The following is an 11,171-nucleotide window of genomic DNA, read 5'->3' as shown; positions in this document are numbered from 1 at the left end:
CTCGACGACCAAGGCCGCGCGCCGCGTCTGGTGGTGATCGAGAATGTCTCCGGGCTCCTCACCTCGCATGGCGGCCGTGACTTCCAGGCGCTGTGCGAAGCCCTGAGCGCCCGTGGATATGGGATGGGGGCGCTGGAGATAGACGCCGCCCATTGCCTTCCGCAGTCCCGTCCGCGGGTGTTCGTGATCGCCACGCGCGAGCCGCCCTCACCCCACCTCATCGGCGACAGCCCGTTCCACACGCGCGCCCTGCGCGCCGCCCACGCACGGCTGACCCCGCCGCTGCAGGCGAACTGGATCTGGTGGCGGCTCGCCGCGCCGCCCGCCCGCAACACCGAGCTGGCCAGCTTGCTGGAGCCGGACGACGCCGTAGCCTGGCATGCGCCTGCGCGAACCCAGCGCCTGCTGGACCTGATGGCCCCCGCCCACCGCCAGCGGCTCCAACAGCACTGCGCACAGCCTGCCCGGAGCGTGGGGGCGGCCTACCGGCGGATGCGCATTGAGGCCGGCGTTAGGGTGCAACGCGTCGAGGCGCGTTTCGATGGGTTGGCCGGATGCCTGCGCACGCCCCGGGGAGGGTCGTCTCGGCAGACGATCATCGTGATCGAAGACGGCGGGGTGCGCTCGCGCCTGCTGTCGCCGCGTGAGGCGGCCAGGCTGATGGGCCTGCCTGACAGCTATGTGCTGCCACGCCCCGCCACCGCCGCCCTGCACGTGGCCGGCGACGGCGTGGCCGCCCCGGTGGTGCGCCTGCTCGCCCAGGGCCTGCTGGAACCGCTTTTGAACGGCGCAGAACGGCTCGCCGCGGAATAAAGCCGGCTTCCAAAAAAACATGGAACGCTTAGGTTCGCCCGACACCAACTCTCGAACCGGAAGCTCCGCTTATGGACGCCAACACCGACCAAACCTACAACGCCGCGCGCCACAAGCGAGCCGGCCGCGGCAAGATCTTCGACAGTATCATCGACACCATGGGCGACACGCCGCTGGTGCGCCTGCCCCGCCTCAACGCCGCGCTGAAACCGCGAGGCGAAGTGCTGGCCAAGCTCGAATTCTTCAACCCGATGGCTTCGGTCAAGGACCGCATCGGCGTGGCGATGATCGAATATCTGGAGGCCAAGGGCGTGCTGAAGGCGGGCTCGACCATCGTCGAGCCGACCAGCGGAAACACCGGCATCGCACTGGCGTTCGTCGCCGCCGCCAAGGGCTACAAGCTGACCCTGGTGATGCCGGAAAGCATGTCGATGGAGCGGCGCAAGATGCTGCTGATCCTCGGCGCCAAGCTGGAACTGACGCCGGCCGAACGCGGCATGGCCGGCGCCGTCGCCCGCGCCAAGGAACTGGTCGAGGCGACACCCGGCGCAGTGATGCCGCAGCAGTTCGACAACACCGCCAACCCGCTGATCCACCGGGTGACCACCGCTGAGGAGATCTGGAACGACACCGCAGGCGGCGTCGACGTGGTGATCTCCGGCGTCGGCACGGGCGGCACCATCACCGGCGTCGGCCAGGCGCTGAAGGCCCGCAAGCCCTCGGTGCGGATGGTCGCGGTGGAACCCGAGGCTTCGCCGGTGCTTTCGGGCGGACCGCCCGGACCGCACAAGATCCAGGGGATCGGCGCGGGCTTCGTGCCCTCGATCCTCGATCGCGGCGTCATCGACGAAGTGATCCAGGTCTCCAACGAGGACAGCTTCGCCATGGCCCGCCGCGTCGCCCGCGAAGAGGGCATCCCCGTCGGGATCTCCTCGGGCGCCGCCCTCATCGCAGCCTTTGACGTCGCGGCCCGCGAGGAGATGGCCGGCAAGATGATCGTGGCGATCATCCCGAGCTTCGCCGAGCGCTACCTGTCGACGGCGCTCTTCGAAGGGCTGTGAGCGCGCGCACCGACGTCTTCGAGCCGGCCGTCCGCTCGGCGGTGATGCGCCGCGTCAAGGGGCGCGACACCGGCCCGGAGATGAAGGTGCGTCGCCTGCTGTGGGCGCTGGGCGCCCGCTACCGCCTGCATCGCAAGGACCTGCCGGGATCGCCAGACGTGGTGATCGCCGGCCGCCGGCTGGCGATCTTCGTCCACGGCTGCTTCTGGCACGGTCATGACTGCACGCGCGGCGCGCGGACGCCGAAGTCAAACACGGCGTACTGGACGGCCAAGGTCGCCCGAAACCGGGCGCGTGACGCCACCGCCGCCCAGGCGCTGACCGACGACGGCTGGCGGGTCGAGACGATTTGGGAATGCGAGATGAAGGATGAGGCGGCGCTCCGCGCGCGCCTCGCAGGCGTCATCGGCCGCCGTTAGGCGGCGGCCGTGGCCTGGATGCTCGCCGGGATCAGCGCACGGGCGATGGCGGCGTGGAGCGCCGCGGCGTCGATTGGCTTGGCCACGTGGCCGGTCATGCCGGCTTGGCGGCAGGCCTCCCACTCCGTGGCCTCGCTTGAGGCGGTGCAGGCGATCACCGGCGTATGTTGATTGGGCCCTGGCGTGCGGCGCAGCACCCGGCAAGCCTCTCGGCCGTCCATGACCGGCATGTGGACATCCATCAGCACCACGTCGAACACGTGCGCCGAGAGTTGCTCGAGCGCGGCGCGGGCCGACGAGGCGGCGCTGAGCTGAACCCCGAACGGCTCCAGCATCAGGGCGACGGCGCGGCGGTTGATCTCGTGGTCGTCCACCACCAACACGCGCACGTCCTCGACGGAGGTTGCGAGGGTCTCCGCAGCGGCATCCTCCATTGGGCGGGCGTCGGCGAGGGCGATCTCCAGGGTGAAACTGGCGCCTTCGCCCGGGCGGCTGCGGGCATAGAGATCGCCGCCCATCAAACGGGCGAGTTCACGGCTGATGGCGAGGCCCAAGCCCGTGCCGCCATGGGTGCGGGCGATCGACGTCTGAGTCTGCTCGAAAGGCGTGAACAGGCGTGCGATCTGGTCGCTGCTCATCCCGTCGCCGCTGTCGGAGACCGTGAAGCGCGCCATCCAGGCTGCGTCCTCGTTGGCCAGGCGGACATCCTCCTCCAGCCGAGTGGCCAGCACGCTGAGGGTGACGCCGCCGTGGTCGGTGAACTTGATCGCATTGGAGAACAGGTTGTTGAGGATCTGACGCAGCCGGGTCGGGTCGCCCGCCACATGCGGCGGCAGGACATCCACGCCCTCGAGCTTCAGGTACAAGCCCTTCTTCGCGGCCTCCGCCGACCAGAAGGCGACGCTGTCGGAGATCAGCGCCGGCAGGTCGTAGGTGATGACCTCGATGTCCATTCGCCCAGCCTCCATCTTGGAGAGGTCGAGGAGGTCGTTGAGCAGGGTGCGCATCATCCGGCCGGATTCGGCGATCAGTGCAGCGTTGGACCGTGTCGCCGCGTCAGGGCCGGCGCTGCGCTCGATCGCCTCGGCCCCCGCCAGGATGGCGCTGATCGGCGTGCGCAGCTCGTGACTGACCATGGCGATGAAGCTGGACTTGGCGGCGGTCGCGGCCTCGGCTTCGAGGCGACGACGATCGGCCTCCGCGTGGGCCCGCTTGCGGGCGTCGCGCGAGTCCGCGCCCGAGCGCCAGAGCTCCCGGGCGGTGTTGACGATCACCACGCACAGGGCGACGGCGGATATGGCGATGATCGGCGATCCGCTGAGCTTCCCCGCCGTATAGGCCACGAACAGCAGGTAGCCGGCGAACGGCGCCAGGGCGGCGATGATCGCAGCGCGCGAGCCCTGATTGGTCATCAGCGGCGTCAGCATACCGACAACCAGCAACATCAGGCCGCAGACCAGCCCCCAGCTCCCCTTCGACGAGGTGAACAGCACCGGTGAGCCGAACGCGAGGCTGTTCACGGCGAACCAGGTGAGCGCGAGACCTTTACTGAACGGCCGGCGGCGTGCGGTCTTTGAACCGAAAAGCGCGAAATCGAGCGCCTGTACGGCGCTGTAGAGCGCCAGCCAGAGGATCGCCAGCGTCCAGCCGATCACCGGCGTCAGGCAAACCGCGAGGCAGCCGGCGCGGAACATGCGGCTGCGCTGACCCTGGCGTCGCGCGGCCATGGTCTCGACCATGCCGTCTTCGTGAATCCTGTCGAGCAGCTTGACCACTGCGTTGGCCTCCCCGGAGGCGCGGCCGTCGCCGGCGCCTCACGAGAACAGCGGTACGTGAAAGGGTGAAAGGATTGGTAAAGCGGCCCGTTCAGCCGACGGCGGCGCTGCCCTCGACCTGGACGTCGGTCGTGATCGAATTGGCGATGAAGCAATCGCGATGCGCCGCGTGGTGCAGCGCCTCGCTGGCCTCAGTGGATGGAGCCGCGCCGTCGTAGATCACCTCGGGGCGCAGGGTAATGCGGGTGATCGCCAGGCGTCCGACGGCGTTGGGCTCCATCACCCCGACCGCGTGGTCGCGATAGCCCAGCACGCGAAGGCCGGCCTCGCGCGCCTTATGCAGGAAGGTGAGCATGTGGCAATTGGCCACGGCGGCGACGAACATCTCCTCCGGGTCGACCGCCGACTCCACCGACCAGGGCGCCGGCGTCACGTGCGGCGACGACGACGCGGCGATCTGCGCGCCGCCATCGAAGCTCAGGATGTGGGCGCGGCTGTAGCGCCCGCGCGCGAAGTCCTCGCCTTCGCCCAGCGCCCAGGCGACCTGCGCGGTATAGGTCGCCATCAGAAGGCGTCGGCCGGCAGGCTCATCAGGGTTTGTGAACCGGCCTTCAGTTTACGCAGATGGGCGCCGGCCTGGGGCAGAACGCGCTCCACGAAGTGACGGGCGACGACGAGCTTGCGGGCATAGAAGGGATCGCTGTCTCCGGCGGCGACCTTCGCCTGGGAGACCTTCGCGATCCGCGCCCACATGTAGGCCAGGGCCGTCAGACCGAACAGATGCAGGTAGTCGCTGGAGGCCGCGCCTGCGTTATCGGGATTGGCCATGCCGTTCTGCATCAACCACAGGGTCGCTTCCTGAAGTTCGCCCTTGGCCTGGGCGAGGCCGGCGATGATTGGCGCCAGGGCGTCGTCGTCTTTGTTCGCCGCTGCATAGGCGTCCAGCTCGGCGAAGAAGGCCATCACCGCGCGACCGCCGTCGGCGGCGAGTTTGCGCCCGACCAGGTCCAGCGCCTGCACGCCGTTGGTCCCCTCGTAGATCATCGCGATGCGCACATCGCGCAGGTACTGGCTCAGCGGCAGGTGTTCGGTGTAGCCCGCGCCGCCGTGGATCTGCATTGCGTTGGAGCAGACCTGGAACCCCTGGTCGGTGAGGAACGCCTTCACCACCGGCGTCAGCAGCGCCATGAAGTCCGAGGCCTTGCGACGCTCCGCCTCGTCGGCGGCGGCGCGCGCGAGGTCGCCCTGCAGCGCCGTCCAGAACAGGAAGGCGCGACCGCCCTCGACCATGGCGGCGGCGTCCAGCAGCATGCGACGCACGTCGGGGTGGACGATGATCGGGTCGGCCGGACCGTCGGGATTCTTCGGCCCGGTGAGCGCGCGCCCTTGCAGGCGCTCCTTGGCGAAGGCCGCGGCGGCCTGATAGGCGCCCTCCGCCTGAGCGATGCCCTGCAGGCCGACGCCGATCCGCGCCTCGTTCATCATCACGAACATCAGCGCCAGGCCGCGGTTCTCCTCGCCGACAAGCCAGCCGGTCGATTCGTCATGGGCCAGGACGCAGGTGGCGTTGCCATGGATGCCCATCTTGGATTCCAAGCCCAGGCATTTGACGCCGTTGCGATCGCCCAGCGTCCCATCCGCGTTCGGGATGAACTTCGGCACGATGAACAGGCTGATGCCGCGTACGCCGGCCGGCGCGCCCTCGATACGGGCCAGCACCAGGTGCACGATGTTCTCGGTAAGGTCCTGCTCGCCGCCGCTGATCCAGATCTTCTGGCCGCTGATCCGATAGCTGCCGTCGCCGTGGGCGACCGCCTTGGTGCGCAGCAGGCCCAGATCGGTGCCGCAATGCGGCTCGGTGAGGTTCATGGTCCCCGCCCACCGACCGGACGCCAGCCTGGGAAGGTAGAGGTCCTTCTGCGCCTGCGATCCGCCATTCAGGATCGCGGAATAGGTGCCGTGCGTCAGGCCCGGATACATGGCGAACGCCATGTTGGCGCCGGACGACATCTCCGAGACCGCCAGGTTGACCACAGCCGGCAGGCCCTGGCCGCCGTAGGCGGGCTCGGCGCCCAGCGCCGGCCAGCCTGCGTCGACGAACTGCTGATAGGCCGCCTTGAAGCCGTCCGGCGTGGTCACGGTGTGGTCCGGGCTCCACCGGCAGCCCTGCTTATCGCCCACGGCGTTCAGCGGGGCCAGCACCTCGCCGCAGAACCGCGCCGCCTGGTCCAAGATCTGTTCGACCAAGTCGGGCGTCGCGTCGGCAAAACCCGGCAGATTGGCGTACCGTTCGAGCTCCAGCACGTCGCGCAGCACAAAGAGCTGATCGCGCACAGGCGGTTGGTAGGTCATGGACGGCTCCGGCGATATGCCGCGGACCGTACGGGCAGGCCCGCTCAGACGCGGCTACTTGGCTTCGGCGCCTTCCATACGACGCGGTAGGCCCGGTGCATATTGGTCTTCCGGCGCCTGGCCATCGACCCGCAGCGTCGTCAGGCTGCGCTCGCAGAACGCGATGCTGGAGCGCAGATGCTCGATCGCGCCATCGATGTCGGTCTTCTGCTCTTCAAGCGCGCGGACGCGTTCGCGGAACTTGTCGGCCGATTTCATCAGCTGGGCCTCGCCGCCGTCGCCGGCGTTATAGAGGTCGCGGATCTCGGCCAGGGCCAGACCGACCCGCTTGCCGCGCAGGATCAGGATCAGCCGACCGCGGTCCTTGTACGAATAGATCCGGTTCATGCCGTCGCGCGTCGGCGAGAGCAGGCCCTTGTCCTCATAGAACCGCAGCGCGCGCGGGGTGCAGTCGAATTCCTGGCATAGCTGGCGGATGGTGAACGTCCGGCAGGGCTGGCGAAGCTCTTTGTCCATTGGGGTCTCTCCTGGGGAGGAAGGAGGTCCCAGCATAGTTGACCCTTACGTTAACGGCAACTCGCCTTCACGTAGAGGGCGCCACGCCAGTCAGGCGGCGCCTGTCAGGTCTCCGTTCAGCGCCGTTTCGATCAAGGCGATGGTCCGCTCCAGCCCGAAGATCGCCGCGAATGATCCAAACCGCGGCCCCTGGCTCTGACCCAGCAGGACTTCGTAGAGAGCGGTGAACCAGCCACGCAGCGGCTCGAAACCGGCGGCCTTGCCGGCTTCGTAGACCTCGTTCTGGATCAGCTCCGCGTCCTGACAACCGGAGGGCAATGCGCGCAGCCGCGCGGCCAGGTCGTTCATCGCGGCGCGCTCGCGATCATCGGGCGCGCGGAACGTCTTCGAGGGCTTCACGAAGTCCTCGTAGTAGTTGATCGCATAGCCGGCCATGCGATCCATCAACGGTTCGCTCTGCGGCGTCGCGCCCGTGAGGTAGCGGCTGAGGAATCCCCAGAGGATCTCCTTGCTGGAGGCGTTCGCCGCCGAGACCAGGTTCAGCATCAGCGAGAACGACACCGGCGAGCCCTTCGTCGGCGGCTCCGCGCGATGGACGTGCCAGGCCGGATTATCGATCGCCGGCGCGTTGGCGCCATCGCCCGCCGCCTTGTTGAACGCGTACAACTGCTGCAGGTATTCGTCGGTCGCCTTGGGAATCACGTCGAAATACAGCCGCTTGGCCGACTTCGGCGATTGGAACATGTAGTAGGCGAGGCTCTCGGGCGTGCCGTAGCGCAGCCACTCCTCCATGGTCAGGCCGTTGCCCTTGGACTTGGAGATCTTCTGGTTGTGCTCGTCCATGAAGAGCTCGAAGTGGAAGCTCTCCGGCGGCTCGCCCCCCAGCACCTTGACGATGCGGTTGGAGATGCGGACCGAGTCCACCAGGTCCTTGCCGGACATCTCGTAGTCGACCTTCAGCGCCGTCCAGCGCGCCGCCCAATCGGGCCGCCATTGCAACTTCACCCGGCCGCCGGTGACCGGGGTCTCGGTCAGCGTCCCGTCCTCGTCGGCGAAGACGATCGTGCCGCGGTCCAGGTGACGCTCCAGGGTCGGGGCCTGGAGCACCCGCCCGGTCGTCGGGCTGATCGGCAGGAACGGCGAATAGGTCGCGCGCCGCTCCTCGCCCAGCGACGGCAGCATGATCGCCTGCACCGCGTCGAAGCGCTCGAGGATGCGCAGCAGCACCTCGTCCAGCCGACCCGAGCGGTAGGTCTCGGTGGACGACATGAAGGTGTAGTCGAATCCGAACTCGTCGAGGAAGGCGCGCAGCCGGGCGTTGTTGTGGGCCCCGAAGCTCTCGTACTCGCCGAAAGGATCGCGCACGCTGGTCACCGGCTTGTCGCGATCCTCCTCCAGCATGGCGCGGTTGGGCACGTTGTCGGGGATCTTGCGCAGACCGTCCATATCGTCGGAGAAGACGATCAGCTGCGTCGGGACGGCGTCCTCGGTCAGCGCCCGGAACGCGGTGCGCACCATGGTCGGGCGCGCGGCCTCGCCGAAGGTGCCCATGTGCGGCAGGCCGGACGCGCCGTAGCCACACTGGAACACCACCGTTTCGCGCAGCGCCGGCAACGCCTGCACGGCCTCGGCGAATTTGCCCTGGGCGATGAGGGCGGCGGCAAGATCGCGCCCGGCGTCGTCCAGCCTCGTGCGCAGGATGCGGGCCAGCAAGCCGCGGGCCTGTTCGAACGGCCAGCTCCTGGCCTCACGCGCGGCGTGGGAAAGTCCTTGCAACATGGCCGTGGCGGTAGCGCCCCTGCGCCCTGGCCTCAAGTGCGCATTTCGACGGCGCCACACGCGGCGGAACCAACCGTCACGCTTCGCGTCTTCGCCAGGGTGGCGCTTTCGAAGGAGTTGCGGGCCCGTGAACCTCATCATCGCCAAGCGTGCGCTGGGCCTGTTCAGCATCGGATTGGGCGTCGTCGCCGTCGCCGCTCCGGATCGGCTGGCGCGCTGGGTGGGATTGGACGCCGAGGCCGAGGCGATGAGCGCCTTCGGGGCCCGTGAGATCGCCTCGGGCGCCGGCCTGCTGTCGCCGGTGAAGCCCGCGCCCTGGTTCTGGATGCGAGTCGGCGGCGACGTGATGGACCTGTTCGCTCTGCGCTCGGCGCTGCGCCCCGACAACCCCCGTCGTCAGGTGGCGATCGGCTTCACCGCCGTCATCGTGGCGATTGCCGCCATCGATGTGGCGATGGCGCTGCACGCGTCAACCAACCGCCGCGACAACGCCGAAGCCTCCGCCTAGCCGCCGTCGCTAAGCAGGAAATGGCCGCGTAACGCCGCCACCGGCGCGGCGCGCAAGTCCTGCCAGGCCTCCACGTGGACGTTGGCCACGCGGCGCCCGACCTTGCGGACGTCGGCGCGGGCGTAGAGCGTCACCGGCCGTCCGGGCCGCAGGTATTCGATGGTGATGTCGATCGTCTTGGGCGTCCGGCCAGCGGGTTCGTCGACCACCAGTTGCAACAGCGCGGTCAGCTCCATGAACGCCCCCAGCACTCCGCCGTGCAGGGCTGGCAGCTTGGTGTTGCCGATCAGGTGCGGCGAGTAGGGCAGAATGGCGGTCATCTCATCGCCCGCCAGTTCGGCGCGCATGCCGAGGAAGGCGATGTACGGCACCCGGCCGATGAACCGCGCCAGGCGTTCGGGGGCGTCGCTCATCGGCCGTTCGCCCCCAGCATGAAGGCGGCCTGGGCGGTGGCGATCGGCTCGCCGCCCTTGTCGTCATAGGCCTGGGCCCGGACAAAGGCGATCGAGCGGGTCAGCTTGTAGCAGTGCGCCTCGGCGGTGATGGCGCTGCGTGGCGCGGCGGGGCGCATGTAGTCGATCCGCAGGTCCAGCGTCGGCGTGGTGCCCAGTTCGCGCACCGCCGACACCACCGCCAGACCGCAGACATGATCCAGCAGGGTGGTGACCACGCCGCCGGCGATGACGGCCGTATCGGGATCGCCCGCCAGAGCCTCACGCCACGGCACGCGCATCACGCCGCGGCCGGTTTCCACCGACACCAGTTCAAAGCCGAGAGCGGCCGCCTGAGGCGCCATCATGACCATGTCGCGGGCGACCTGATCCAACTGGGATTCGTTGAACTCCATGGGCTCCGTTTGAGCCCGCGCGCGTTTGGCGTCAACGTGGAGGAGGTGCGCGGTCGGTCCGCGGCGCCCATATGCCCAAGCGATGATCCGTCTCCAGGACCTGCTGTGTCCCCGCCCCGAGGGTCTCTACTGCGCCCCGGGCGATTTCTACATCGATCCCGTACAGCCGGTGGCGCGTGCGGTGATCACCCATGGCCACGCCGACCACGCCCGCGCGGGGCACGGCGTGGTGCTGGCGACGCCGGAGACCCTGGCGATCATGGGCGAGCGCTATGGCGCCGCCTTCGCCGAGGCGGCCGAGCCCTGCGCTTATGGCCAGACCATCGCCCGCGACGACGTTCAGGTGACCCTGGTCCCCGCCGGCCATGTGCTGGGTTCGGCCCAGGCGGTGGTGCGCTGGAAGGGCCTGACCATGGTGGTGTCCGGCGACTACAAGCGCCGCCGCGACCCGACCTGCCCGCCGTTCGAGCCGGTACCCTGCGACGTCTTCATCAGCGAGGCGACCTTCGGCCTGCCTGTGTTCCGCCACCCCGACGACGCCGGTGAGATCGCTCGACTGCTGCGCTCCGTCGCCCAATTCCCGGAGCGCGCGCACCTGGTCGGCGCCTATGCGCTCGGCAAGGCCCAGAGGATCATCCGGCTGTTGCGCGAGGCCGGCTGGGACAAGACCATCCACGTCCACGGCGCGCTGGAGCGGCTGAACCGGCTCTATGGCGAACACGGCGTCGACCTCGGTCCGCTGGAACCGGCGACCACGACGCGCAAGCAGGACTTCGCCGGCGCCATCGTCATCGCCCCGCCCTCGGCCACTGCTGACCGCTGGGCCAGGCGGTTCCCCGATCCGGTCACCGCCTTCGCCTCGGGCTGGATGCAGGTGCGCGCCCGCGCCCGCCAGCGGGGCGTCGAGCTGCCGCTGGTGATCTCCGACCACGCCGACTGGGACGAGCTGACCGCCACCATCGACGAGATCCGCCCGGGCGAGCTGTGGATCACCCACGGCCGCGAGGAAGCGCTAGCCCGCTGGGCCGCGCTGCATGACATCCCCGCCCGCGCGCTGGCCCTCGTCGGCTACGAGGAAGAGGACGACGATTGAACCGGGTC

The 11,171-nt window shown here is 68.9% G+C and carries 12 protein-coding genes; 5 read left to right on the top strand and 7 right to left on the bottom strand.

The window, feature by feature from the left end; translation table 11 throughout:
* From Q8M88_RS03485 to Q8M88_RS03475, 3 genes are all read left to right on the top strand, one after another.
* Positions 1–813, top strand: an 813-nt coding sequence (locus Q8M88_RS03485) for a DNA cytosine methyltransferase (protein ID WP_305594858.1), incomplete at its 5' end; no start/stop codon positions are given.
* 71 nt (positions 814–884) lie between these two features.
* A complete protein-coding gene (gene cysK, locus Q8M88_RS03480) occupies positions 885–1,874 on the top strand; it encodes a cysteine synthase A (RefSeq protein WP_305594857.1) in 990 nt (329 codons plus the stop codon).
* Positions 1,871–2,293, top strand: a complete 423-nt coding sequence (locus Q8M88_RS03475; protein WP_305594856.1) for a very short patch repair endonuclease — start codon at positions 1,871–1,873, stop codon at positions 2,291–2,293. Before cysK ends, Q8M88_RS03475 begins: the two co-directional genes overlap by 4 nt.
* On the opposite strand, the gene Q8M88_RS03470 is transcribed toward Q8M88_RS03475, so the two are convergent.
* The 5 genes from Q8M88_RS03470 to Q8M88_RS03450 form a co-directional block, all read right to left on the bottom strand.
* Complete coding sequence (locus tag Q8M88_RS03470) at positions 2,290–4,068, bottom strand: response regulator (RefSeq protein WP_305594855.1); 1,779 nt, start codon at positions 4,066–4,068, stop codon at positions 2,290–2,292. The two genes, Q8M88_RS03475 and Q8M88_RS03470, sit on opposite strands and share 4 nt — an antisense overlap.
* A gap of 91 nt (positions 4,069–4,159) precedes the next feature.
* Positions 4,160–4,633: an OsmC family protein gene (locus Q8M88_RS03465; protein WP_305594854.1), complete on the bottom strand. Its 474-nt coding sequence runs from the start codon at positions 4,631–4,633 to the stop codon at positions 4,160–4,162.
* Complete coding sequence (locus Q8M88_RS03460; protein ID WP_305594853.1) at positions 4,633–6,420, bottom strand: acyl-CoA dehydrogenase C-terminal domain-containing protein; 1,788 nt, start codon at positions 6,418–6,420, stop codon at positions 4,633–4,635. The genes Q8M88_RS03465 and Q8M88_RS03460 overlap by 1 nt, the downstream gene beginning before the upstream one ends.
* 54 nt (positions 6,421–6,474) lie before the next feature.
* Positions 6,475–6,936 carry a MerR family DNA-binding transcriptional regulator gene (locus Q8M88_RS03455; protein WP_305594852.1) on the bottom strand — a complete coding sequence of 154 codons (462 nt, stop codon included), beginning with the start codon at positions 6,934–6,936 and terminating at the stop codon, positions 6,475–6,477.
* A gap of 90 nt (positions 6,937–7,026) precedes the next feature.
* Positions 7,027–8,715, bottom strand: coding sequence for a lysine--tRNA ligase (locus Q8M88_RS03450; RefSeq protein ID WP_305594851.1), 1,689 nt, complete (start codon positions 8,713–8,715; stop codon positions 7,027–7,029).
* A 127-nt stretch (positions 8,716–8,842) separates the two neighbouring features.
* Between Q8M88_RS03450 and Q8M88_RS03445 the strand changes: the two genes are divergently transcribed.
* A complete protein-coding gene (locus Q8M88_RS03445) occupies positions 8,843–9,223 on the top strand; it encodes a hypothetical protein (RefSeq protein WP_305594850.1) in 381 nt (126 codons plus the stop codon).
* Here Q8M88_RS03445 and Q8M88_RS03440 read toward each other — a convergent pair.
* Together Q8M88_RS03440 and Q8M88_RS03435 are read right to left on the bottom strand one after the other, a co-directional pair.
* Positions 9,220–9,636 (bottom strand): PaaI family thioesterase, encoded by a 417-nt coding sequence (locus tag Q8M88_RS03440; protein WP_305594849.1) that lies wholly within the window; start codon positions 9,634–9,636, stop codon positions 9,220–9,222. The two genes, Q8M88_RS03445 and Q8M88_RS03440, sit on opposite strands and share 4 nt — an antisense overlap.
* Positions 9,633–10,070, bottom strand: coding sequence for a PaaI family thioesterase (locus Q8M88_RS03435; protein WP_305594848.1), 438 nt, complete (start codon positions 10,068–10,070; stop codon positions 9,633–9,635). Before Q8M88_RS03435 ends, Q8M88_RS03440 begins: the two co-directional genes overlap by 4 nt.
* Before the next feature lie 82 nt (positions 10,071–10,152).
* Between Q8M88_RS03435 and Q8M88_RS03430 the strand changes: the two genes are divergently transcribed.
* Entirely contained in the window at positions 10,153–11,163 is a 1,011-nt protein-coding gene (locus Q8M88_RS03430; RefSeq protein WP_305594847.1) for a ligase-associated DNA damage response exonuclease, read from the top strand.
* Positions 11,164–11,171 lie beyond the last annotated feature (8 nt).

The sequence above is a fragment of the Phenylobacterium sp. genome (genome assembly GCF_030693805.1).
GTDB lineage: Bacteria > Pseudomonadota > Alphaproteobacteria > Caulobacterales > Caulobacteraceae > Phenylobacterium.
The sequence above is the reverse complement of the archived record's forward strand: the minus strand, read 5'-3'. Positions and strand labels throughout refer to the sequence as shown.